The sequence below is a fragment of the Nodularia harveyana UHCC-0300 genome (assembly GCF_034931085.1).
Taxonomy (GTDB): domain Bacteria; phylum Cyanobacteriota; class Cyanobacteriia; order Cyanobacteriales; family Nostocaceae; genus Nodularia; species Nodularia harveyana.
The window spans coordinates 1-24469 of the sequence record NZ_JAYGHG010000010.1 but is presented as its reverse complement, the minus strand read 5'-3'; the positions used below and the strand labels follow the sequence as shown (position 1 = coordinate 24469).

The window sequence follows — 24469 nt, the reverse complement described above, 5'->3', positions numbered from 1 at the left end:
CCGGAGCGCGGTGCTAACCCACGTTGAAGGTTCCCCAGTGGAAAAAGTCAAGATTTTTGACTTGCAAGGGCGGACGGTGTTCTCAACAGAGTTGGCTCAAATTGGAGATGTAGCCATGTCCTCTGCTTTTAAAAATGCTACATTAGGCCAAGTTACCAGTCAACTTGGGCATCGAGATACCTTCACAGCCTTAAACAGCCATATTGAGAATCGTCATTTACTCGCCAGCTATATTCCTATTTATAATTATCAGGCTGATGGAGAAATTGTCGGTGTGTTTGAGGTTTACACTGATGTTACTCCCTGGTTGGAACAGATTGGATCAATCCAACGCCAGATTCTGACTAGAGTTTCTCTAACTTTGATAGTTCTTTATGGTGTACTCTTTCTCTTCGTCTCCAGGTCCGATGCTTTACTGCAAAAGCAACAAGAAAAACTGCTAGAGTCTGAAGCCTCCTCTCGACGGCAATCCAGTTACTTAGAAGATACATTAACGGAACTAAGACAAGTCCAGACTCAGTTACAGCTGGCTTTGGAATCCTCGAATACAGGACTTTGGGATTGGAATCTGCAAACTAATGAGGTCAGCTTTGCAGAAAAACAGTGGAAAGAATTTCTTGGCTATGATTTAACAGAACCCCTTGAAAATAACCTGACTGAATGGGAAAACCGCATCCATACGGAAGATAAAGCCCAGTTGTATGCGGATATCACAAAACATCTGCAAGGGGAAACCGAAACCTATGAAAATATCCATCGTATCCGGTGCAAAGATGGCACATATAAATGGAATTCAGTTCAGGGTAAAGTGGTGGAACGAGATCAAGACGGCAAACCAGCCCGGTTTATTGGCACTCACACTGATATTAGCGATATTAAACGTTCCGAAATCGTCCTCACAGAACTCAGCGAAAAACTGAAAAAATCCCAAGAAGTTGCCCATTTAGGCCACTGGTCATTTGACCTTGTTACCGAAAAAATCACCTGGTCAGAAGAAATTTTCCGCATCTTTGGCATGACCCCAGACCAAGGTGAACCCAGTTTGTCTCAGCATATCCAGCAATTTCACCCAGAAGACCGTACCTTCTTTTTAGAACGATTTACTGCCGCCAGAGAAGGTAAACCCCAGGATTTCGATTGTCGTATTCTGCTTGATGATGAAATTCGCTACATCAATAGCCGGATTGAATTGGAATTTCAGGACGAAAAATTGGTAAAAATGTTTGGGGTCATCATGGATATTACTGTTCGCCGAATCGCAGAAATAGAACTCGAACGGTTTTTCACGATTTCTCTCGATTTACTTTGCATTGCCGACAGTGGCGGGCATTTTCGCCGCCTGAATAAAGCTTGGGAAAGTATATTAGGCTATTCTATCTCAGATTTAGAAGGCAAAGTTTTCTTAGATTTTGTACATCCTGACGATCTCGATTTAACATTAGCGGCCATTTCAGATTTGAAGGATGGCCACACAATTATGAAATTCGTAAACCGCTATCGTACCAAAGATGGGAATTATCGTTATATTGAATGGCTGTCGATTCCTCAAGAAGATTTGATTTATGCTTCTGCGCGAGATATGACTGAACAGATGAATACCCAGACTCAACTAAAAGCTATCCTTGATCGCACCCAAGTGTTGAATCAACTCAGTACAGAAATTCGTAACTCCTTGGCTTTGGATAGTATCCTAGAAAGTTCGGTCTGTGCTATCTTTGAGCAACTGAATCTGGATATTTGTGCATTTGCGTGGTATAATCCCGATGCTAAAACAGCCCAATGGGAAGTGGTGCAAGAAACGCGAAACCCACAACTTTGCAGCTGGTTAGGCTCTTATGAGCTTGAGGAGTTTCCTCTGCTATTTCAGAATATTTTTGAAGAAAAAATTTATACCCTCGATATCCAAAATTCACAAGATAATCAAGACCCAGAGCTAAGGTCTTTTTGTGAATCGATGAAGATTAATCTTTATCTGGCTTTACCAATTCACACCGAGGGTAAAATAGGTGCGTTTGAGATGGGACGAATTGATGGGAGTCTAGCTTGGAAACCTGATGAAATTGATCTATTACAAAATCTAGCGACTCAGGTGGCGATCGCCATTAAACAAGCCGACCTTTATCAAACTTCCCAAGCCAAAAGCAAAGAATTGGAAAGAGCCTATGAAGAATTACAACAAACTCAAATACAACTGATCCAATCGGAAAAGATGTCCAGTTTAGGTCAACTGGTAGCAGGTATTGCCCATGAAATTAACAATCCCGTTAGTTTTATTTATGGCAACCTAGAACCTCTGGAAGAATATGCTAAAAATTTATTACATATAATTGAACTTTACCAAACTTCCTATCCCACTCCCTCAATAGAAATCATGGAGGCAGTAGAAGAAGTTGATTTAGAGTTTATCATTAAAGACTTACCTAAAACCCTTCAATCAATGAAAACAGGTGCATCACGTATTCAAAATATTGTGAAATCTCTACGCACCTTTTCACGCTTAGATGAAGCTGATCTGAAGCCAGTAGACCTACATGAAAATATTGATAGCACCCTCATGATTTTACAAAGTCATGTAAATGGTAGGATGGGCAAACCAGAAATTGCTGTGATTAAGAACTATGGCAACCTGCCTAAATTAGAATGCTATATTGGCTTGCTAAATCAGGTATTTATGAACCTGCTGATGAATGGTATTCAAGCCATTGAAGAACGGCAAATTATCGGGGTTCATCCCACTTATCAGGGCATGATTACTATCACTACAATGGTAGAACCATCAAAGGCTATTTTAATTTCAGTGCAAGATAACGGCATAGGCATGAGTAAAGAGGTTAAAGATAACATTTTTAATCCCTTTTTTACAACTAAACCTGTTGGGAGAGGCACGGGGATGGGATTATCCAATAGCTATCAAATTGTGAGAAACAATCATCAAGGAGAATTACTTTGTGATTCGGCTTGGGGTCAAGGTACAAATTTTACAATTCGATTGCCGTTGCGACAGGATGTCTCGAAAGTTTTAAAACGAAGCAGCATTGATGACCACAACGATAAGTAAACTGAATTTAAGTCTTTTTAAGTATTATTGGAGCTATCCTCATATTGTATAACTTTGGCATAATCACCCAAGGCTTCACAGGTGAACTTTAAACTAGTAAAAGCCTCTTTTTCAATAGTCTTATCATTCAATTCTCTCGCTAATAGCAACCGTTCTTCATAATATTTACTAGCCTTTTTATAGTCACTTAATGCTTCACAAGCCACCCCTAAACTACCAAGAGACTGTTCTTCAATTTGGTGGTCTTTTAATTCTTTTGCTAATTGCAACCGCTCTTCATAATACAAAATAGCCTTGCCGTAATTACCTATAGCACAGCAAGCATTACCGAGATTTTTAAGTACCTGAGAAGCCTGGCGAATATGTTTAAGTAAACGTGCTGTTCTTACACATTTTTCATAGTACGCAATGGCTTCTGTATAATTGTCTAAGGCATAATAGGTATTACCTATATTTTTTAGCACCTTTTCCATTCCCCGAATGTCTTTAATTTCTTCAACAATTTTTAAACTTTGTTTTTGATAGACAATAGCTTGTTTAAATTTACCCACAGCTTTATATACCAATCCCAAATTATTTAATGCTGCAAGTTGACTCTGCTTATTTGATATCCGATGGGTAATTTCTAGACACTGTTGCAGATACTTAATCGCTTGTTTATAGTTTCTCTGGTGACGGTAAGCATTACCTAAAAGAGATAATACTTGCATCTGGATCATTAAATCTTCACCACTCTCTGATAACGCCAAACAATGGTGACAATAAGCAATTGTCATTGTGTAATTTCCAGATACATAACTGACAAGTCCTAAAACAGAAAGTGTTTCCTCCTGTTTTTGTATATCACCAGCAGCCTGAAATAAATCTAGCGCTTGTCGTAATGATTTTAATGCAGCTTTTAATTCACCGGCTTTTTGTTGTTTAACTCCTTGATGTAGTAACTGTGATCCTTCCGATACATCTTGATCAGTTTCCTGTGGAAGCACCATTTCTCCCAAGGAATTTTCTTCTAATTCCTCTGTAATATTGTTGTATTTACTGGAACTTAAGTGCGGGTTTATACTATTTTTGATTTGAGTGTCTGACATCGACCAATTCCTGTTAAGTTTTGTAATAAACTTAGTGTTCCCAAAACCGTAGTTTTAGTTTCATTAGCGAAAGAATAGAGAGATTGATTATGCAAAGAATCATGGAACCAGAAGTTATGGATACCTGGGAAGAGGCTATTGACTATGATACAATGAACTTCGCTGAGGTGAATAGGGCTTTTGCCTTAGATGCGATCGCCTTAAATCCTAACCCACAATCTTTCGTCTTAGATGCGGGAACTGGAACAGGTCGTATTCCCATATTAATCTGCAAAATCAATCCTCAATGGCAAATTTTAGCTATTGATTTAGCTGCAAATATGTTACGAATTGCTTCAGAAAATATCCAGCAAGCCAACTTACAACAACAAATTACTTGTGAATTAGTTGATGCCAAAAACTTACCCTATACAGATGGGGTCTTTGATATGGTAATCTCTAATAGCCTTGTGCATCATTTACCCGACCCACTGCCTTTTTTTCAAGAACTCAAGCGCGTTACCAAACCGAATAGCGGTATTTTGATTCGTGATTTACTGCGACCAGCTAATCAAGTAATCTTGAACACTTTAGTAGAAAGTGTCGGGAATGAATACAATTCTCACCAGAAAAAATTATTTCGTGATTCTCTCCAAGCCGCACTCACCATAGATGAAGTGGAACAGTTGGTTTCATCCGTGGATTTAGTTGGAGTTAAGATATATCAGTCAAGTGAGCTTCATTGGACAATTGAACGTGCTGGAACTTTTTGATCAAACGAAATAATTACACAGTTTTATCTATTCATTGGTGTTTTGGTATTCCAAACCTGCTCAAATTCGGCTTTGGTAATGCCAAACTCTTGAATATCCTTTTCACCTAAAGGTTTATCACATAACATTCCATGATTATCGGAAAAATGGCTCCCATCATAAAATAATACGTTACCATTTTCGTAAACTTCTATTTGTCTAACAGCACAAAGATCATGTCCGATTTCCATAAAATAAGTGCTTGTACCCCAAGTATCATAGTCACCGCCAAGGGATTCATCCCAAAACCATTTACAATACTTCTTGAATTTGCTTGATAGTGACATAATTCCTCGACTCCTGTAAAGGATTGTTGCTTTCCAGCTACTATAATGAGAATATACTTTGCGTATGTCTAGAGGAGCGCCCCTGGAAAACTTATACAAAGGAACGCACTACCAGAACTCGATGGCTATTAAAGATTAGTGTTACCCCTTGAGGATCTTTAGCTAAGTAACTGTTTCGCACATCTGCCAAAAACAGCATTAATAGCTATGACTCTATTCTAACTTATTATTTCCCAACTATAGACTATTACTATGGCGCAGAATTTCTCGAACTTCCATTAAAATTAGTCCCAAGATATTTTTACCGCTACCATCAGCACCGCAGCCCCAATAGTAGTCAATCGGTGAATTTTCCACAATTTCCTGATTATCTGTAGCTAGTAGTATTTCCCGGATATCTCTATGAGTTTTAAATTTACACAGTACAGCTTTTCTCATGATATCATCCTTCACTTTTTCCCAGTCTGGGCGTAGGGGACGACTTCTTTCCCTCCCCATTTTCGCTGCATCTTTAGGGGTTGAAACTAAGCGTATTTTCTCTAGGTGGAATGTACCTATAAATTTTTGTGCTTGAAAATAGTGTTCACTAGTAGACCAATACAAATTATCCAACTCAAAACCGTGGGGCGAAAAGTTGGAGAAACAGCCATATTCTTCATTGGAAGTATAGAAATAAATTGTCATAAATTTTAAAGATTAAGTTTTATGAAACACTATTAGCTGAATTATTACTTTTTGACAAAGAATATTTGTAGATTTTATCTTGGTTTTAATTAGTTTTAATTGGTAAGTTAATCATAAACTCTGTTCCTTTGCCTAATTCCGACTTAACTGTTATTTTACCTTTATGTTGTTCAATAATCTGGTAACAGATACTTAAACCTAAGCCAGTTCCTTTACCCACTGGTTTAGTAGTAAAAAAAGGATTAAATAACTTATTGATGATTTCTGGAGAAATCCCAGAACCATTATCTTTAATTACTACTGTAATATTAGAGTCATCTAACATATATGTCTCTATATTAATCTGCTTATCTGGTTTATTCTTATCTTCCAGTAGCACATCTATCGCATTACTGACAATATTCATAAATACTTGATTTAATTGAGCCGGATAACACTCAATAAAAGATAAGTTACCATAATTTTTTACTACTGTTATTTCCTGTTTAATTCTATGATTTAGGATTAATAAAGTATTATCAATTCCTTCGTGAATATTCACTTCCTTCACAGTTGCTTCATCTAGACGGGAAAAATTACGCAAAGATAAGACAATTTCCCGAATACGTTGAGCGCCTATTTTCATGGAAATCAGCAGATTAGATAAATCTTGAGTCATAAAATTTAAATCTATATCTGCAATTGTTTGGGCAATTAGAGCATTTGGCTGTGGGTACTCTTGCTGATATAAACTTATTAAGTATAGTATATCTTTAATATAGTCGTTGGCACATTCGATATTACCATTAATAAAATTAATGGGATTATTTACTTCATGAGCTATACCTGCTACCATTTCTCCTAGAGAAGACATTTTTTCCGTTTGGATTAATTGTCCTTGGGTTTCTTTCAAGTCTTGTAATATTTTTTGCAGTTCCTGGGTGCGTTCTTCTACCCGTTGCTCTAAAGTTTGGCGTGCTAATTCTAGTTCCTGGGTGCGTTCTTCTACCCGTTGCTCTAAAGTTTGGCGTGCTAGTTCGAGTTTTTGTGTATAATCTCCTACCCACTCAACTAATTGATTCAGTGAAGTAGCTAAAGTCCCAACTTCATCATTACTATTAATATTAGCTCTCAGTTGAAAATTTGATTCTTGGGTAATTCTAATCGCAACTTTGGTCACGAGTTCTAGGGGATGAGCAATTAATCTAGTTGTATATAGTGCGAGTGCTGCGGCGATCGCAACTGATAGTAGCATACTAATAAGTATAACTTGTATCCGCAGTTTTTGAGCTTTTTCAAAGCGATTATTTGCCTCTTGTTCTTGAATGTCAGCATGACTTATAATCTGAATTAGCTCGTCGGAAAGTTGGTCAAATTTTACATTGATATTAACTCGCTCTATTTGCTTAATTAAAATTATTAAATCTGTATCACGAGAGTTGACTTGTTCTCCTAAGAGGTTATTTGATTCAACTTGGTTCCAAAATACTGATACTGTTTGGCTATATAATTTTGTGGTAACACGGTAATTTTCTAAAAGCGAATTAAATTGTCTGTTATCAATTTCTAATTCCTGGTGATAAGTTTTAATAAAAAGCTCGATATTATCTAATTTTTGATTGACTTCCAATGTTTGATTTGTAAATAAATTTTTTTCAAATTCAAACCAAATTGAATTACTTAAAACACTAGCTAAACGCTGTGGATGTAGCCTGATTCTAGATACTGAAGTTTCTAGGTTTTTTAACAAAGATTGCTGCTTATGGTAGAGATTTAATTGTTTATAAGCGTATACTTCACTGTTATATGCAATTCCTAAACCGATAATTGTACCTGTAAATGAAATTCCAATGGCTATACTGTAACCATAAACAATTTTCTTAGCAATATTCCAGCGATTAGTTAAGTTATTGAGCCAGGCAACTTTTTTTTTGAGTTTATTGTTAGATTCTTTAATCATTTATACTTAATTTGATTATAGGAAATTTCCCTGTCCTATTTTTTGATAAACTTCTCGAATGACGTTGTAATCTGCATCATTGGCTGGTGTAAATCTAGAGCCTTTGTAAGGTTGGTTTACTTCAGATACTAGTAAGCTTTCTAGGAGTTGATCTTGATGTTCTAGTATACGCGATCGCACAATTTCTATCATCTTATCAGGCCATTGATTATTCATCACAAATACATCACTAGGAAGCAATTTTCCCTGAGCTAGGATAGAAAAATCTTTCGCAAATAACCCTTGAGAATTTAAAATTCTTTGGTATCTATCTGATGCAATTGTCCAAGCATCTACCTGGCTTTTGTTTAAAGCTTGTATTCCCTGATCACCTAAGATCACAATCTTCACATCACTATTAGGATCTAATCCGGCATCTATCAGCATTTTGATGGGAGCTAAATGTCCAGAAGTTGAACCGATGCTGCGCATGGCAATTGTTTTGCCTTTGAGTTCAGCTAATGTTTTGATATTGCTATCGGCACGGACAACAATTATAGGATGATAGTTATTGCGTTCGATAGCAACGATGGGAATAGCTTTAGCGCGAGAATTTAAAACTACGTATTCTGATGGTCCGGCTAAAACGATATCTACCTGACCAGATCGTAATGCGGTGGCGGCGGCTGTACGATTTTCTACGGGGAAAAATTCGATGGGTATACCCAATACTTCTGCTAAGGTGGTACGAAAAGCGCCATAATTTATCTGTAAATCTTCAAGACCCTTAGCATCCGCTACTGCAAATTTTAGACTTTTAGATGTATATTTTTCTAGTTCGTTGGAACTACTGTTGAGAGAGTTACACCCTGTTACAAAACCGCCTATGAATAGGAGGAAATTACCAATTAATTTACGCCTTTTCATAAATATGATGTTATGAATATTTACAATCCAATGTTTTTTAACAATAGACTCATTAAGTTTAAGAGGTCTTTTTGTTAATACCCACTGTAGAATTACTGAGATTATACCTCATTAATATCTAGCCAAAAATAACATTATCTAAGCATATTTTTATAGTCGAAAGGTTAAGGAAAGGTTATTGAATTATGATTATCAAAAAAATGTTTCAAACAATAAACTATTCTCAATGTTTTTCGCAATAGTTGAGGGAATTTGTGGAGCTAACTGAATACAACTTAAAGACTTATATAACTATAAAATGAATAATTTAATTGGGGAAAGTTTAGTCTGAGAGGAAAGAAGTATAAGCACCAGGAAAAATTTGAGTTCAAGGCGATACTAGTGGCTGAGATGGTATTGAAATATGTTCTCAAACTTCAGCTAATTCTCTGGGTTCGTAGTGACGGCAACCTTGACAAGGACCACTGGGGTTAACGGCACAGCGCATATAGCCAGAACGAGCATTAAATTGACAACTGATATCACCAATCAGGTAGCCAACACCTTGTAAATAATAGCGATCGCCCAGAGTGGGTCTGGGATTTTCTCCCAAGGGTCTTCTGTTGAAATTCATCCTAGCAGCTTGTCTCATCCGGAGGCGTGTGCGCCAGTGGGTTTTGCGGATTATCCAGAGGGAAAACAAGGAAGGTAACAAACCCAGGATAATTACTAAAAGTGTCTTCAAAACCTAATTTTGACCTCTACGACTACTCTTTCCTGATATTACAGCTCATTTTTTCCGAAAGCAGTAATGAGGAGCAAGATATAGGACTTCTATTTGAATTGTGAATAAAATTTCGTATTCCCTGACACTGAGCGGCTTGTACTGAGCGCCGTCGAAGTAAGTCGAAGTGCTATTCCCGGCTATAAATCGAGTTTTAGGGGCAACTCTTGGGTAAAATGCACAAAGTTAACAATAAACATTGTGAAAACTCACTAATCAGCGCCAGCGCGGGAGGTAAGAAATGGCATTGACTGGAATCAGAATTGTCTTAGTGGAGCCAGCAGGCCCCATGAACTTAGGGTCAATCGCCAGGGTAATGAAAAATTTTGGTTTATATAATTTAGTACTAGTTAATCCCCAATGCGATCACCTGGGGGAAGAGGCCATGAAAATGGCAGTTCATGCCAAAGATATTTTAGAATCTGCGGTATTAGTCACGACATTACCAGAAGCATTGCAGGGATGTGTGCGAGCGATCGCCACTACAGCCCGTGTACGTGATTGGGAAACACCTTTAGAAAATCCCCGCACAGCCCTCCCTTGGTTACTAGAATCACCAGAATCACCAGCCGCCTTGATTTTTGGTAGAGAAGACCGGGGTTTAAGTAATCAAGAATTAAATTATGCCCAGAGATTTGTCCGTATCCCCACCAGTGATAATTATGCATCCCTGAATTTAGCCTCAGCCGTGGGTATCTGCTGCTATGAACTGGGACAATATACAGCACCAGCCACAGCTACACCCCCCATACCCACTGAACAAGCATCTTTGGATATTGTGGAAACCTACTACCAACAATTAGAATCTTTACTACTAGATATTGGTTATTTGTATCCCCATACAGCCACTACTCGCATGGCCAAATTCCGCCAATTGTATAATCGCGCTCACCTCCAAACTCAGGAAGTAGCAATGTTGCGAGGAATTTTACGACAAATAACATGGGCTGTGAAAAATCAGGGTAATCATGAAAACTCATGATTGATAATTTAAAATATACAGAATTATTCCCCCCGAAAATAGTTAAGATAGCTTAAACTAAACACAAAAAGTTTACTAGCTAGTACAGGTGATTTCCGCCTCTAGCTACTTCCAGAGTCAGTTTTGGTTCAGGAGTCTGCTGCAAAATCAGCGAGTGGGTTACAAGGAGTAACAGTGTCAGAGTCAAGTGACAAACTAAAAAATTTCTCGCCGGGTCAACCTACCAACCGCCGCCCGCGTCAGAGTAAAGGCCAAAAGGTAGGCAAGAAAAAAGTAAAATTACCACTACAGCAGCAGCGTTCTACCAACCCGGAAGTAGCTTTAACGCGGCTAAATCAGCATAATATGCCTCGTGCAAATCCTCATGGGGTACGCAGGTCAAAACCAGGGCTAGTTATGCCAGCAGCTGTGAAACCGATACCGTCGATGAATCGGATGATTTCACCACTCCATCCCCAGACAGTGACGGTAAAGACAGTGCGAGTACAGAAGCCAGGAATGCCCAAAATGGGGAGACGAGTTTCACGCAAAACACGGTTAAAGCCAATGGCTAGAACCATGTTATATGCTTTGCGCTTGTTAATTGTGGGTGTTGGTATCGGTGCCATTGTGGGGACAATTTTATCAGTTCTAGACCCGGCGACTCGTATGCCCAGTAATGCTGCGGCGCATAATTTGGGACAAAATCAGCCACAACTGCCCTCCAATGCGGCGGGTTTATACTTATCCCAAGAAATTACCCCTTTAAAAAATGCCATTCAAAATTTAGCGGCGACTAACTCCAATCTCACGCCTGGGGTTTTCTTGGTTGATTTAGAAACTGGTGGTTATGTAGATGTGAATGGTTCCGCCACTTTCTCTGCGGCTAGTACGATCAAAGTGCCAATTCTCATTGCTTTTTTCCAAGATGTGGATGCGGGTAAAGTCCGCTTGGATGAAATGCTGACAATGACAAAAGAGATGGTGGCTGGTGGTTCGGGAAATCTGCAATACCAACAAGTGGGAACCCAGTATAGCGCCCTGGAACTTGCGACTCTCATGAGTACCACCAGTGATAATACCGCCACTAATATGCTGATTGCCCGACTAGGAGGTAAGGAAGCGCTGAATCAACGTTTTCAAAGTTGGGGGTTATCGGCTACGGCTATTCGCAATCCTCTGCCGGATTTAACGGGAACAAATACGACTAACCCCAGGGAATTGGGAGGTTTGATGGCGATGGTCAATCAAGGAAGTTTGGTCAGTATGCGATCGCGGGATATGATTTTAGATATTATGCGCCGCACAGAGCGAAATCATCTTCTACCCTCCGGTTTAGGCAGTGGTGCGAGGATATACCATAAAACAGGTGATATTGGCACAATGCTGGGTGATACGGGTTTGATTGACATCCCCACTGGTAAGCGCTATATCGCTGCTGTGATGGTACAACGCCCCAATAATGACCCGGAAGCTGAAAAATTGATTACCGCTATTTCTGGGGCTGCTTACAAACAATTTAGCCAGAGTCCTGCACCCAATCCCCTGATGAATCCCCCAGCACCTAACAATCTGGGTAATACTATTCCTCCCAGTGGTAATCCCGCCCCATTCTCAACTCCCCAGACTTTTCCTTCAAGATAAGTTTTAGTGGGAATGGATTTCAACTTTTTTGATATCGCATTCCGGGAAGTTGGGAAACTAAACCCATCAGTTCTAACTGTAATAATCCACTAGATACTCCGCCAGTATTCATCCCTGTTTTTTGGACAATTAAATCCAAAGATGCAATGTCACAGGCGATCGCATCCATGATTTGTTGCAGTTCTGGTGATAAATCCGGCAGATTTAGCAGATTTAACTGTTGGGGAATTGGTGCAGTGTCAATGGTATCAATTTTTGGTATGGCTCCCAGCATCTTTAACAGTTCATCTAATTCCCTCAGCACCAAAGAAGCACCTTGATTCAGTAATTTTAAACACCCTTGAGAGGGATAATCATCGACTCTTCCCGGTAATGCATACACATCTCTGCCAAATTCATTCGCATAAGTAGCCGTAATTAACGCCCCAGACTTCACAGGCGCTTCCATCACCAAAGTCGCACGGCTTAAACCAGCAATAATCCGATTCCGGCGGGGAAAGTGTGTGCGATCTGGTGGAGTTTTGCTGGGATATTCACTCACTACTAAACCTTGACTCAAAATCTGCTGGTATAAATCCCGGTTTTTGGGCGGATAAATCACATCTACACCAGTTCCTAAAACTGCGATGGTTCTACCGCCGGCTTTCATTGTCGCCAGATGGCTTTCTGTATCAATTCCCTCGGCCATCCCCGAAACTACCGTAAAACCATTTTTAGCCAAAGCTGTGCTAATTTGCCGTGTCCAACGGATGCCATAATCTGAAGGTTTGCGTGTCCCCACAATCCCCACTAGGGGTTTTTGTCCCAGATTTTCTTGTAGTTCCACTGCACCACGATAGTACAACATGGGCGGGGGACTGGGAATTTCTAGTAATAATCGGGGATAATCTGCGTCCGATGGTGTCCAGAAATGGGGGTTTTCTTGCTGGTGTTGGATGAGTAATTTTTGGGGATCTAAACGCGATCGCTGTGCAACTACTTTTTCTAATGTCTGCAAACCAAAACCTGGAACTTGTCTTAACTCGGCGGTGCTAGCATTCCAAGCTGTGGTTAACGTGCCAAAATGCTGGTGTAGTCGTTGTAGTAACACCGGGCCAACCCCAGAAATTCGCGTCCAAGCCAGCCAATATGCTCTTTCTTCTCCCACTATGCCATCCTCACAACTGATTTGAGTATTCCCCATTAGGTTTGTTTCTGACCACCAGGAAGTAAAAAAGCCAAAGCGTTACCCTAGATATTGAGTAGGTAGATGGAAAAAAACCGAAATATCTCCCTGTTCCCTGTTCCCTCTTAGATAAATCATGACACCAGAAGAAATTGCAGGTACACTCAACAAATTATTTAACGTATCAGAAATTCAAGCGATCGCCCCAGGTTCATGGCAAATAGACACCGCCAGTTTTCGGCTTTTAATATTGCTCTCTGAAGATTATACATGGTTAAGAATTTTATTACCGATTATCCCCGTCTCCGAAGCCCAACCGTTTTTAGCCCAGTTTTTAGAAGCCAACTTTGATCACACCCAAGAAGTCCGCTATGCTTTATTTGATGGTGTGATTTGGGCAGTGTATCACCACAGTAGAGAAACTTTAGTCAGTGCAGATTTCACCAGTGCGATCGCCAGAGTCATATCCTTATACGAAGATGGCTTAGATCATGTCTTCAATCGTCTCATTGAAAATCGCATTCGGCAGATTATCACAACAGCAAAACAGCAAGGACAATCTCTACAAGCCACCATGCAAAATTTAGACCGTTTTTATGCCGAAGGATTATTAGGAGAAATTAACCAAACCCCAGAAGCCAGAGAACAAGTATTAACAGCTTGGCAACGTCAACTAGAACGCCTGTGGAACGAAATCGACATTAAACCCGAATAAATCCCCATAACCTATGGATATTATTGAAATCCTCAAAGAAGACTATCAAAGATTTCCCACCAATCAAACATATAGCATTTACGATCAAAACGTTTATTTCCAAGACCCATTAACTAAATTTCGGGGAATTAAACGCTATCAGAAAATGATTAAATTCATCCAGACATGGTTTATCAATCCCCAAATGGAAGTACATAATATTCAACAATTAGAAAACACCATCAAAACCGAGTGGACATTGAATTGGAATACACCCCTCCCGTGGAAACCCCGAATTTCCATCTCCGGTTGGAGTGAATTAATACTAAACCCAGAAAACTTGATTATTTCCCACATAGATTATTGGCACTGTTCACCCCTAGACGTAATCAAACAACATTTCTGATGCTAAAACCCAATATCTAACAAAACTGAACATTTCCCAGGCTATGTATGCTCGAACAGCACTTATTTTCGGCAAACAGGAGATAATGTAAATAAATGTAAATAATCCCGAGGCAGGACGTAATCATCCATGCGCGTAATTTTGATGACAGGCAAAGGTGGCGTAGGTAAAACCTCCGTTGCAGCCGCCACTGGACTCCGTTGTGCAGAACTAGGCTATCGCACATTAGTTTTGAGTACAGACCCCGCCCACTCCTTAGCAGACAGCTTTGACCAAGAAATGGGACACGCACCGCGAGAAATTCGTCCCAATTTGTGGGGTGCAGAACTCGACGCGCTGCAAGAACTAGAGGGAAATTGGGGTGCAGTGAAGCGTTACATCACCCAAGTTTTACAAGCCAGGGGTTTAGAAGGAGTTCAAGCCGAAGAATTAGCCATCTTACCAGGCATGGATGAGATTTTTGGCTTAGTAAGGATGAAACGCCACTACGACGAAGGCGAGTATGATGTTTTGATTATCGACTCCGCACCCACCGGCACAGCATTACGGCTGCTGAGTTTACCTGAAGTTGGCGGTTGGTATATGCGCCGCTTTTACAAGCCATTTCAAAATATATCCGTAGCACTTCGACCTTTGGTAGAACCTTTCTTTAAACCAATTGCGGGTTTTTCTCTCCCAGATAAAGAAGTCATGGATGCACCTTATGAGTTTTATGAGCAAATTGAAGCCCTAGAAAAAGTTTTAACTGATAATACACAAACCTCAGTGCGCCTCGTCACCAATCCCGAAAAAATGGTGATTAAAGAATCTCTCCGCGCCCATGCCTATCTGAGTTTATATAATGTGGCGACAGATTTAGTCATCGCTAATCGCATCATTCCCCAAGAAGTCACAGATCCATTTTTCCAACGTTGGAAAGAAAACCAGCAGCAATATCGGCAGGAAATACATGATAACTTCTTGCCTCTACCCGTCAAAGAAGTGCCGCTTTTTTCTGAAGAAATGTGTGGTTTAGCTGCCTTAGAACGGTTGAAAGAAACTCTCTACGCCGATGAAGACCCAAGTCAGGTATATTACAAAGAAACAACTATTAGAGTTGTGCAAGAGCAAAACCAATATAGTTTAGAAATTTACTTACCTGGGATTGCTAAAGACAAAATTCAACTGAGTAAGAATGGTGATGAATTAAATATCACTATTGGCAATCATCGCCGTAATTTAGTATTGCCACAGGCTTTAGCAGCACTGCAACCAGGGGGAGCCAAAATGGAAGAAGACTATCTCAAAATTCGTTTTACTGACAGTGTAAGAGCTTAATTTTGCTGATAGTTTAATGCATAGATAAAAAGTCAAAAGTAGAAAATCTCTGCTTTTGACTTTATTAATAGATTCTATGAATATTGATCATTGATATCAGGCTTGAGCAATATCCATTTTTTAAACCTATCCTTTCCTCCTCTGTGTCCTCTGTGTCTCTGTGGTATGCGCTGCGCGCACGCTCCGCGAACGTTTCCTTCTAAACATCAGGACTTACGCAACAATTGCCAAAAGTCTTGATTTATCGAACCGCCAAGCCGCCAAGAACGCCAAGAAAACGTAGATTATGCGTAAGTCCTAAACTTATGGAAATTCCTATTTATCAGCTAACTTCTAAGTTGTACCGGCATAGCTAAATAGGTCATTTTCAAACCTCCCAAGGGGGTAAAAATTACCGGAGTTAGAGCTTGATTGAGGTGCATTTGAATTTCTGAAGATGGTAATTCTTTCAACCCTTCCATTAAATATTTAATGTTAAAAGCAATTTCGATATCTTCTCCGGATATTTGTGCCGGAATCGACTCTCTACCGCTCCCCACATCTTGAGCTTCACAGGATAAAGTAATTTCCTGAGCGGCGTTGTTAATGCTGACTTTGACAATATTATTCTTTTGGTCGGCGAGAACGGCGATGCGTTCTAAAGTGCTGATGAATTGTTTACGCTCGATGGTTAATTGGCGCTCAAATTGGCGGGGAATTAGTTGCTGATACGCGGGATATTGTCCATCTAGGGTGCGGCTGGTTAAGCGTTGATTTTGCCATGCAAAGACTACTTGACCTTGATCTAAGTATAGGGCGATCGCCTCATCAGCAGCAGCATTATGAGCCAACATCCGTTGGAGTTCCCGCAAGGCTCTGGCTGGGACTGTCACCTCTAGTTGATTACTATCAGCCAAGGGGCGCTCGTTGGTAGTTTCGATGACTGCTAGGCGGTGTCCATCAGTGGCGGCAAATTCTAGGGTATCCTGTTTAACTGTTAAATGTACTCCCGTCAGGACTTGCTTGGTTTCATCACCACTGGTAGCAAATAATGAACCTCGTAAACCTTCAATTAGGGCGGCTGTGGTGAGTTCAATGGCTTGACTATTGGCAATTATGGGAAGTTCGGGAAATTCCTCGGCTCCCATAGCTCGGACTTGATAATGTCCACTCTTGGGGGTGAGGGTGACAATTAAACCTTCGCCGGTGGCTGTTTCCGCGTCTAGGGCTGATTCATCGTCTAAGGTTACTTCCCCTTCTTGCAGTCGTGAGGTGATGTCTACAAGTAGTTTAGCAGGGAGAGCGATCGCACCGCCTTCTAATACCTCGGCATCAAAGCTGGTACGAATACCCAAACTCAGATCAAAGGCGGTTAAACTAACTTGGTTGGTTTCAGCATCTGCTTGTAACAGTACATTAGCCAATACTGGATGAGTGGGGCGTGATGGTACGGCTCGGCTAACTAATGACAGGTTGGTACTAAGATCGCTTTGGGTGCAAACTAATTTCATAAGGGATGGGGTTATTTATTTGATGTTAGTTGTGGAAATTGTGGAAAACTTGTGGAAAACTCTCAGACTTTTTCCACAGGCTAAGGATACTTGACTGAAGTTTTCCCCGAAAAATGATGATTTTTCCACAGTTCAATTTAATCTTAATCAGTTTTTATACTTCTCTTAATATTCTGGTGAACTGCTTTCCAATTATGCCAGTGATAGTTGTGGAAAACAATTTTTTGCTTTGCAGAGGATTTTGGTCAGTTGAAAGCCAAATATTTGATTGAAATTACTGGCGGTGTTGTCTGCTATTCATATTGATGCGATCGCTCAATTGACGTAGAGTTTGTGCTAAAGTGCGATCGCTCTCACGTAGTTGGGCAATTTTATCACAGCTATAAATCACCGTTGTATGGTCTTTACCACCAAATTCCTCACCAATGCGCGGTAAACTCAGTCCAGTGTGTTGGCGCATGAGATACATTCCTATTTGACGCGCCCAACTAATTTCTCGTCGCCGAGAATTACTTTTCAAGTCATCAATTGATATAGCAAAATTATCACCAATCACCGATAAAATCACCTCCGGGGTAGTTGCGACCTTCTCACTTTGTCTTTCCAAAACTGGGGTGATATTCTCCACCGTCATCGGTAAACCCCAAATAGAAATATAAGCTAGCGCTCGAATCAAAGCCCCCTCCAACTCCCGAATATTATTCGTGTAGTGAGAAGCAATATACTCAATCACATCTTTAGGGAGACGAATATTTTCGTATTCAGCCTTTTTCTGAAGAATTGCCATTCTCGTTTCTAAATCTGGAGTTTGCACATCAGCAATTAAACCCATAGAAAACCGAGAACACAGACGTTCTTGCAACTGGGGAATATGACTAGGAGGACGGTCGGAAGCGATGACTACTTGTTTACCAGCTTCATGTAAAGTATTAAAAGTATGAAAAAACTCTTCTTGGGTATACTCCTTACCCTCAATAAACTGAATATCATCTACTAACAATACATCAGCCGCCCGATAATGTTCTCGGAAACTTTGCATACTATCATTACGAATAGCTGTAATTAAATCGTTAGTAAATTGTTCTGTGGAGACATAAAAGATTTTACAATCTGGAGAAATGCGAGAGCGATAATGACCAATAGCTTGCATAAGGTGAGTTTTGCCTAAACCCACACCACCACATAAAAATAAAGGATTAAACTCCTTCCCCGGCGATTCCGCCACCGCTAAAGCTGCTGCGTGAGCCATACGATTGTTAGCGCCAACCACAAAGCGGGAAAATACATACTTAGAGTTTAAGTCTGTAGCTGGTGTGTTTTTTGGTGGTAAATTATCCGTATTCATAGGTTCCCCAGGTAATTCCTCACTAACTTTTGGTGGCTCCAAATTACTAAATTCCTCACCCTGAGCCACTGTAATGTAGATTTCCACCGGATGACCCAGAATATCTTGGACTACTTTAGCGATAGTGTTGATGTAATATTTTTGTAACCAATTACGCGCAAAAGGGTTAGAAGTAACAATTACCAAGCAATCATTTTCTAACCTCTCAGCATGAGCAGTTTTAATCCAAGTTTCAAAGGTGGGACGGGATAACTCTAACTGTAGGCGCTTCAGCACCTGACTCCAGAGAATTTCAATGGGAATTTCCATGATTTACCACCTTTGCTACTAATGGTCACAATAGAAGAGGTCAGAAAACACTAATTTTCGTATTTATCAGTTATCAACCTGAAACCAGCCTTTGAATTGTAATCATTCTGGGACATACCCGGTAGGGAATATCCTACCACCCACTGACTAGCACGGAGACCTAAAGACAAATGGATAAAACAGAGCATAACTTGAAAGTCGCAGATATTGATGGCTGGGTTCTGTCCCACAGGCGAAAATCCATCAGTATCATCAAGTGGATGCTACTCAGTGGGGTAGCAGTGGTGTCCCTTAGTGGCTGCTCTTTTCTCGGAAACCCACTCAGAAATGCTTCTCAATCTCCTGTGGGGACTGAAAATAAGAATAATCGCGGTCAACTTCTCACTACCCCAGCAGTTACCTCTTCATCGGTTGAAGATCCTAACTTTGTGGTCGCGGTGGTGCAAGAGGTGGGAGATGGAGTAGTGCGGATTGATGCGTCAAGAATAGTACAGTCTAGTCGCAGGCCAAGTGATCCCTTTTTGCGGCGATATTTTAGCACTCCTGAACCGAGAACGCGGGTAGAGCAAGGTAGCGGTTCCGGATTTATTATTAGTTCTTCTGGTCAAATTTTGACTAATTCCCACGTCGTCGATGGTGCTGATGCTGTAACTGTCACCCTCAAGGATGGGAGAACTTTTGATGGTAAAGTTTTGGGGGAAGATCCCCTTACAGATGTAGCTTTAATTAAAATCGACGCTAATGATTTGCAAATTTTACCTCTAGGGGACTCTGATAGTTTGCAACCAGGAGAAGCGGTTATTGCTATTGGTAATCCTTTAGGGTTGAATAATACTGTCACCTCTGGGATACTCAGCGCTACAGGGCGTTCTAGTAGTGATATTGGGGTGAGTGACAAGCGGGTTGATTATATTCAAACCGATGCGGCGATTAATCCCGGTAACTCTGGGGGACCATTACTCAATTCCCGTGGGGAGGTAATTGGGATGAATACCGCAATTATTCGTGGCGCTCAAGGGTTAGGATTTGCGATTCCCATTAATACAGTACAAAGAATTTCTGAGCAATTAATCACTAAAGGTAAGGTTGATCATCCTTATTTAGGTATTCAAATGGTGACGTTGACACCGGAACTTAAAGCCAATATCAACAAAGATCCTCGTAGTCAGTTGAATTTGAGAGCCGAGGAGGGGGTTTTATTGGTTAATATTGTAGCGCGATCGCCCGCATCTTTAGCAGGATTACAATTAGGGGATGTGATTCAAAGCATTAATAACCAACCTGTAACCAAAATTGAACAGGTACAAACCCTGGTAGAAAATAGCCAAATTGGTATCCCTTTACAAATACAAGTAGAACGCAATGGCAAAGTTATTGCAGTAGCCGTTAGTCCAGCACCTTTACCCCCACGCATAGAAGGTTAAATTTAATAATTATGCCGGAATTAATGCCAATCATCCAATTAGGTAATCCCCTATTGCGCCAAAAAGCAACTTGGGTTGAGAATACTCAAGATGAACACATTCAAAAGCTAATTGACGACTTGAGTGTAACAGTTGCAAAGGCTAACGGTGTGGGAATTGCTGCACCCCAAGTAGCCGCATCCTATCGTTTATTTATAGTAGCTTCCCGCCCTAATCTCCGGTATCCCCACGCCCCGGTAATGGAACCGACGGCGATGATAAATCCCAGAATCATTGCTCATAGTTCTGAAGTTGTGAAAGGTTGGGAAGGTTGTTTAAGTGTTCCTGGGATTCGAGGTTTAGTACCCAGATTTACAGCTATTGAAATAGCATATACTGACCGCAATGGCAAGTTACAAAAACAAGAATTAACTGATTTTGTGGCGCGAATTTTTCAACATGAGTACGATCATCTTGATGGTGTAGTGTTTATAGATCGGGTTGAAAATTCTGGAGAAATGATCACTGAGGATGAATATCAAAAACATCTGATTAATCATTAGGAATTACGCATAGTCTACCTTTTCTTGGCGTTCTTGGCGGTTCAATAAATCAAGATTTTTGGCAATTGTTGCGTAAGTCTTGATCATAATTAATTACTAATGAAATTGTCTGGGATAGGATGTTGTCAGATTACCCGAAAATTTATCGTGCAGTATATAGCATTTTTAGGCGATCGCGCCACTGCTGACGCTCAGACTCATTCAATACCAATAACCAGGCGATAATCAGGTAAATCAGCGCTGCTAAACTCATTTCAATACCTAAGCCTATCCATCCCCAAGGTGTATGACTTTTAGCAATGTACCAAATTACTAAACCATAAGGTATTCCCACTGCTAGAGGTTGAACAACTGCCAAAAAAAGTTGTTTTACAGATGTACTAAAAACTTCCCGCATTAATAGAGGCAATTGCCATAAACTAACAGTTGTAAAGGCAATAAAAGTCCCTAATAGTGGTCCGATAATCCCCAAAAAGCGAGTACAAATAATACTAGCAATAAAATTAATTCCAGCCGCTAATATACTAGGTAAAACTAATTTAGGTTGATTACCAGTACCACTAAAACACCATCCCCAGAGGGATAAAATTCCTAGTAAAAACCCATTAGAAACAGCTAAGAAAGTGACACCATCGCCACCAAAGCGGTCTTCTCCTACCCATAATCTGATAAAATGATGATTGTAAGCTGCGATCGCCACCATAAAAGTTACTCCCATCACAGCTACTAACCGCGTCAGTTCAATTAGCCGAGCATTGAATCTTTCCCTTTCTCCTTTAGCATAGAGATCAGCAAGAGCCGCCCAAGTAGCATTCCCAATCCCTTGTATTTGTGATTGTGCCAGCGCCGCTAAACGTTGGGTAACAAAAAAAGGTACTACCGTAGCCGGACTAAGGCTATAAGAGATAATAATATTGTCAGTAAATAAGCCTACTTGACCCGAAAGATTCAGAGTAAATGCTGACCAATTCAGTTGCCACAATTTTTTCTCAATGGGCTTTTGGGCTTTACTATCCATAATCGCCGAAAAAACATCTGGATAGCGACGCAAACCATCCCAGCACATCAAAACTTGAAAAGCAACACCCCCCGCCAGTGCAGCTATATATTGTCCGGTAATGCCAAATCCCCCCCGTGCCAGTAGCAGAGCCAAACTAGTAATAATCAGGCTTTGAAATATGATAAACAGGTTAGCAAAATAGCTGCGTTGACTAGCATCTGCTAACAAACGAAAGGGGGTTAATGGCAACAAAAAGATGCCGATAAATGCCAACCAATAACCTGTTTGCAGTTCCCCTACTAAAACCCCTTCAACTGGTACAAGACGAGTGATGAACAAACCCAGACCCACACCCGCCAATACCATCACTATCATGATTTTCAGGTAGGCTCTGATTCCTGTTGCTAGTGTCAGGCGAATTTCTTTTGGATCTCCCATACCCACTGCTTTTGCTAGCAGTGCCATTAATGACCCGCTAACACCCAATTCCAGGAGATTGAGATAATTTCCCCAGTCATTAGCAGCCCGAAATGCTCCGTAGCGTTCATCACCAAGCCAACTCAGTAGCAGAGGTGTACTAATTATACCTATACCCAGTGTCATCACCTGTAACATAATTCCAGAGGAAAAGTTGACCACTGAGCGTCCGGTTCGTTGCATTGTATTTGTATTAAAAGTATTAGATATCAGAAAAGATAAAAGAAACAATTACCAGCAAAATCATTATATTACTGACTGCTCTAGTCTAGATTTATCAGTCCAATTTACTCCTTCTCTGATTACTTTTGCCGGTACTCCACCAATTAAAGAATGAGGTGGACAAGATTTAGTCACAACTGCACCTGCTCCCACAACTGAACCTTTGCCAATTGTTACACCCTTTAAAATAGTGACATTACAGCCAATCCAGACATTATCTTCAATTACTATTGGGGCTGAATAGGGAGGTAAACCAAATCCATGACCATCATCATCAATGATTGTGACTCCAAAGGAAATAGCACAGTTTTTACCAATCATAATAGAGTTTTGAGCAGCTATACGACTGCCATCATTAATATAAGAATTGCTGCCTATACTCAGAGAAGCAGAATCCCCAACAGTTAATGTTACACCTCGTCCTATTGTGCATCCATTTAAAGTCAATATTGCATGAGAGCCACCGACAATTACAGTCGTATCATTTACTGGTGTTGATGTGCCTAACAAGGGGATACCAACATAACACACCTCATCGAATGGCTGAATAATAGTATCTGAGCATATACTTATTTGAATTTTACCCCGACAGACAAACATACCAGTTTTTTTCGCAGCAGAATTTAGACGCAACTGGGCAAGGAAGTTAAAATTCAAGGCTTTACGAATCAAAAGATATATCATAGAAATTCATTAAATAGTATTTATTTTATGGGCAATCATAACTATATTATCAGCGTAATCAAGACACAAAATGCGAGTAATTGTACAGAGTTTTCCTCTCTTATCAGGTACATCTTAGCCCCCTCATCGCTTGCGGGGAGAGGGAAGCAATTGCAAGGGTTTCAGCTATTTTATATTTTGTTACATAGTTATGTTTATTTTTGCCTACCTACCTGACGGGGGGACAAAATCATCTACAAGACAGACTCTATAAGCCTCATAGCTCTTAGACCTTTTTGATAATACTTAAGTTTATTGCGATTTAATTTCATTAATTTCGTGACTAAATCTATACAGACATCGTTGAAATTGACCCAAGTTTGACCATATAAGCCGATATAAAAACTACTATGTCTCCGTTCCGTTCGACCATATTCTTTGATGCGAGCAATATATTTCTGTATTCCTTTACGTTTGATATTTTGACCCTGAATTGTTGCAGAAGAATAAGCAATGGCTATCAATAAAACTAGAAAAATAAAGCGTTCACCTGTTACATTAGTATCCTCTAAATTATAGCCTCCCTTTTTAAAATCTCTAAACATTTCTTCAATATCAAATCTTTGTTTATAGGCAGAAATAGCTGACTCTAACACCTCAAAGTTCGTTAAGATAAACCATCCTTCTTTCGGAGCTACTCCGTTGATTTTACGTTTCCATTTACAAGCAACATTAAAGCTCATGAAACCGCGAGTCTTTGTTACCTTCACACCTTTAATAAAAAATGATACTCCTGGTTCTAATCCCAGACTGTTTACCCCTCTTCTGTCACTTTCCGGAATAAGGAAGTAGTTAAGGAGCTAAATCATCCAGAATCATAAAAGGGTTTAAATTGATTCATGGCTGCAATTAAATTATTGAATCCCAGTAACAACTGTGAATTAGGGAAAATACTTGACCAGGGATAAATTAACCAAAATAGTAAAAGTGGTTGGATAATGAGACGCAGATTATTTAAAGTATTCTTCCATCCGGATTCGTGATTCCATTGCGGATGATTAGAAAAATCAACATCACTATTTTCTTGTGCTTCAGTCTCAAGTTGACGAGATTGATTTAAGCCTAAGAAGACTGGAGAATTTAAACTAATCATCGTGTAAACACAAAAAATAATCTCCCACCATCTCTCAATATGTTGGAAATTAGTGAAACGGTAATCTGTCCAGCCTAGTTCTTGTTTACACTGTCGAAACCCATATTCTACCCAGGTTCTTAATCCATATAAATTGCCTAA

At 40.1% G+C, this 24469-nt stretch carries 20 protein-coding genes and 2 pseudogenes; 9 read left to right on the top strand and 13 right to left on the bottom strand.

Features of this window, described 5'->3' with window-relative positions; all coding sequences use genetic code 11:
- Positions 1–10: 10 nt before the first annotated feature.
- The gene (locus tag VB620_RS08710) at positions 11–3058 is read left to right on the top strand and encodes a PAS domain-containing protein (protein WP_323195751.1); all 3048 of its coding nucleotides are present in this window, start codon (positions 11–13) and stop codon (positions 3056–3058) included.
- Between the two features lie 17 nt (positions 3059–3075).
- On the opposite strand, the gene VB620_RS08705 is transcribed toward VB620_RS08710, so the two are convergent.
- Complete coding sequence (locus VB620_RS08705; RefSeq protein WP_323195750.1) at positions 3076–4146, bottom strand: tetratricopeptide repeat protein; 1071 nt, start codon at positions 4144–4146, stop codon at positions 3076–3078.
- Between the two features lie 89 nt (positions 4147–4235).
- On the opposite strand from VB620_RS08705, the gene VB620_RS08700 reads away from it, so the two are divergent.
- Positions 4236–4898 (top strand): class I SAM-dependent methyltransferase, encoded by a 663-nt coding sequence (locus tag VB620_RS08700; RefSeq protein WP_323195749.1) that lies wholly within the window; start codon positions 4236–4238, stop codon positions 4896–4898.
- Positions 4899–4921: 23 nt separating this feature from the next.
- Here VB620_RS08700 and VB620_RS08695 read toward each other — a convergent pair whose 3' ends face one another.
- The 5 genes from VB620_RS08695 to VB620_RS08675 all read right to left on the bottom strand — a co-directional run bounded on the left by VB620_RS08695 (position 4922) and on the right by VB620_RS08675 (position 9477).
- Positions 4922–5224: a hypothetical protein gene (locus VB620_RS08695; protein ID WP_323195748.1), complete on the bottom strand. Its 303-nt coding sequence runs from the start codon at positions 5222–5224 to the stop codon at positions 4922–4924.
- A 237-nt stretch (positions 5225–5461) separates the two neighbouring features.
- A complete protein-coding gene (locus tag VB620_RS08690) occupies positions 5462–5908 on the bottom strand; it encodes an NADAR family protein (protein ID WP_323195747.1) in 447 nt (148 codons plus the stop codon).
- A gap of 85 nt (positions 5909–5993) precedes the next feature.
- Positions 5994–7847 (bottom strand): sensor histidine kinase, encoded by a 1854-nt coding sequence (locus tag VB620_RS08685; protein ID WP_323195746.1) that lies wholly within the window; start codon positions 7845–7847, stop codon positions 5994–5996.
- A gap of 15 nt (positions 7848–7862) precedes the next feature.
- Positions 7863–8753, bottom strand: coding sequence for a phosphate/phosphite/phosphonate ABC transporter substrate-binding protein (locus VB620_RS08680; RefSeq protein WP_323195745.1), 891 nt, complete (start codon positions 8751–8753; stop codon positions 7863–7865).
- Positions 8754–9162: 409 nt separating this feature from the next.
- Positions 9163–9477 carry a DUF6464 family protein gene (locus tag VB620_RS08675; protein ID WP_323195744.1) on the bottom strand — a complete coding sequence of 105 codons (315 nt, stop codon included), beginning with the start codon at positions 9475–9477 and terminating at the stop codon, positions 9163–9165.
- Between the two features lie 280 nt (positions 9478–9757).
- Here VB620_RS08675 and VB620_RS08670 point away from each other — a divergent pair, with 280 nt between their 5' ends.
- Together VB620_RS08670 and VB620_RS08665 are read left to right on the top strand one after the other, a co-directional pair.
- On the top strand, positions 9758–10498 hold the full coding sequence (locus tag VB620_RS08670) for an RNA methyltransferase (RefSeq protein ID WP_323195743.1): 741 nt from the start codon (positions 9758–9760) through the stop codon (positions 10496–10498).
- A gap of 174 nt (positions 10499–10672) precedes the next feature.
- A complete protein-coding gene (locus VB620_RS08665; protein ID WP_323195742.1) occupies positions 10673–12121 on the top strand; it encodes a serine hydrolase in 1449 nt (482 codons plus the stop codon).
- A gap of 19 nt (positions 12122–12140) precedes the next feature.
- Here VB620_RS08665 and dprA read toward each other — a convergent pair whose 3' ends face one another.
- A complete protein-coding gene (gene dprA / locus VB620_RS08660; protein WP_323195836.1) occupies positions 12141–13268 on the bottom strand; it encodes a DNA-processing protein DprA in 1128 nt (375 codons plus the stop codon).
- A 154-nt stretch (positions 13269–13422) separates the two neighbouring features.
- On the opposite strand from dprA, the gene VB620_RS08655 reads away from it, so the two are divergent.
- From VB620_RS08655 to VB620_RS08645, 3 genes are all read left to right on the top strand, one after another.
- Positions 13423–14001, top strand: coding sequence for a hypothetical protein (locus VB620_RS08655; RefSeq protein ID WP_323195741.1), 579 nt, complete (start codon positions 13423–13425; stop codon positions 13999–14001).
- Between the two features lie 13 nt (positions 14002–14014).
- The gene (locus VB620_RS08650) at positions 14015–14386 is read left to right on the top strand and encodes a DUF2358 domain-containing protein (protein ID WP_323195740.1); all 372 of its coding nucleotides are present in this window, start codon (positions 14015–14017) and stop codon (positions 14384–14386) included.
- Positions 14387–14515: 129 nt separating this feature from the next.
- Complete coding sequence (locus tag VB620_RS08645; RefSeq protein WP_323195739.1) at positions 14516–15703, top strand: TRC40/GET3/ArsA family transport-energizing ATPase; 1188 nt, start codon at positions 14516–14518, stop codon at positions 15701–15703.
- A gap of 326 nt (positions 15704–16029) precedes the next feature.
- Here the strand turns inward: VB620_RS08645 and dnaN are convergent, their stop codons facing one another.
- Both dnaN and dnaA read right to left on the bottom strand, forming a co-directional pair.
- Complete coding sequence (dnaN, locus tag VB620_RS08640) at positions 16030–17193, bottom strand: DNA polymerase III subunit beta (RefSeq protein WP_323195738.1); 1164 nt, start codon at positions 17191–17193, stop codon at positions 16030–16032.
- A 274-nt stretch (positions 17194–17467) separates the two neighbouring features.
- On the bottom strand, positions 17468–18847 hold the full coding sequence (dnaA, locus tag VB620_RS08635) for a chromosomal replication initiator protein DnaA (RefSeq protein ID WP_323195737.1): 1380 nt from the start codon (positions 18845–18847) through the stop codon (positions 17468–17470).
- A gap of 170 nt (positions 18848–19017) precedes the next feature.
- On the opposite strand from dnaA, the gene VB620_RS08630 reads away from it, so the two are divergent.
- Complete coding sequence (locus VB620_RS08630) at positions 19018–20271, top strand: HhoA/HhoB/HtrA family serine endopeptidase (protein ID WP_323195736.1); 1254 nt, start codon at positions 19018–19020, stop codon at positions 20269–20271.
- 11 nt (positions 20272–20282) lie between these two features.
- The gene (gene def, locus VB620_RS08625) at positions 20283–20813 is read left to right on the top strand and encodes a peptide deformylase (RefSeq protein WP_323195735.1); all 531 of its coding nucleotides are present in this window, start codon (positions 20283–20285) and stop codon (positions 20811–20813) included.
- 142 nt (positions 20814–20955) lie between these two features.
- On the opposite strand, the gene VB620_RS08620 is transcribed toward def, so the two are convergent.
- The 4 genes and pseudogenes from VB620_RS08620 to VB620_RS08605 all read right to left on the bottom strand — a co-directional run.
- Positions 20956–22473, bottom strand: coding sequence for an MATE family efflux transporter (locus tag VB620_RS08620; RefSeq protein WP_323195734.1), 1518 nt, complete (start codon positions 22471–22473; stop codon positions 20956–20958).
- A gap of 63 nt (positions 22474–22536) precedes the next feature.
- Positions 22537–23196 carry an acyltransferase gene (locus tag VB620_RS08615; protein ID WP_323195733.1) on the bottom strand — a complete coding sequence of 220 codons (660 nt, stop codon included), beginning with the start codon at positions 23194–23196 and terminating at the stop codon, positions 22537–22539.
- 233 nt (positions 23197–23429) lie between these two features.
- A pseudogene (locus VB620_RS08610) lies at positions 23430–23993 on the bottom strand (IS4 family transposase); the annotation flags it as partial.
- Positions 23994–24040: 47 nt separating this feature from the next.
- Positions 24041–24469: pseudogene (locus VB620_RS08605) on the bottom strand (IS701 family transposase); the annotation flags it as partial.

Excerpts from the sequence above, each read along its gene's own strand:
- VB620_RS08705 (WP_323195750.1), bottom strand. The coding sequence starts at position 4,146 with ATGTCAGACACTCAAATCAAAAATAGTATAAACCCGCACTTAAGTTCC.
- VB620_RS08700 (WP_323195749.1), top strand. The coding sequence starts at position 4,236 with ATGCAAAGAATCATGGAACCAGAAGTTATGGATACCTGGGAAGAGGCT.
- VB620_RS08695 (WP_323195748.1), bottom strand. The coding sequence starts at position 5,224 with ATGTCACTATCAAGCAAATTCAAGAAGTATTGTAAATGGTTTTGGGAT.
- VB620_RS08690 (WP_323195747.1), bottom strand. The coding sequence starts at position 5,908 with ATGACAATTTATTTCTATACTTCCAATGAAGAATATGGCTGTTTCTCC.
- VB620_RS08685 (WP_323195746.1), bottom strand. The coding sequence starts at position 7,847 with ATGATTAAAGAATCTAACAATAAACTCAAAAAAAAAGTTGCCTGGCTC.
- VB620_RS08680 (WP_323195745.1), bottom strand. The coding sequence starts at position 8,753 with ATGAAAAGGCGTAAATTAATTGGTAATTTCCTCCTATTCATAGGCGGT.
- VB620_RS08670 (WP_323195743.1), top strand. The coding sequence starts at position 9,758 with ATGGCATTGACTGGAATCAGAATTGTCTTAGTGGAGCCAGCAGGCCCC.
- VB620_RS08655 (WP_323195741.1), top strand. The coding sequence starts at position 13,423 with ATGACACCAGAAGAAATTGCAGGTACACTCAACAAATTATTTAACGTA.
- VB620_RS08650 (WP_323195740.1), top strand. The coding sequence starts at position 14,015 with ATGGATATTATTGAAATCCTCAAAGAAGACTATCAAAGATTTCCCACC.
- VB620_RS08645 (WP_323195739.1), top strand. The coding sequence starts at position 14,516 with ATGCGCGTAATTTTGATGACAGGCAAAGGTGGCGTAGGTAAAACCTCC.
- dnaN (WP_323195738.1), bottom strand. The coding sequence starts at position 17,193 with ATGAAATTAGTTTGCACCCAAAGCGATCTTAGTACCAACCTGTCATTA.
- dnaA (WP_323195737.1), bottom strand. The coding sequence starts at position 18,847 with ATGGAAATTCCCATTGAAATTCTCTGGAGTCAGGTGCTGAAGCGCCTA.
- VB620_RS08630 (WP_323195736.1), top strand. The coding sequence starts at position 19,018 with ATGGATAAAACAGAGCATAACTTGAAAGTCGCAGATATTGATGGCTGG.
- def (WP_323195735.1), top strand. The coding sequence starts at position 20,283 with ATGCCGGAATTAATGCCAATCATCCAATTAGGTAATCCCCTATTGCGC.
- VB620_RS08620 (WP_323195734.1), bottom strand. The coding sequence starts at position 22,473 with ATGCAACGAACCGGACGCTCAGTGGTCAACTTTTCCTCTGGAATTATG.
- VB620_RS08615 (WP_323195733.1), bottom strand. The coding sequence starts at position 23,196 with ATGATATATCTTTTGATTCGTAAAGCCTTGAATTTTAACTTCCTTGCC.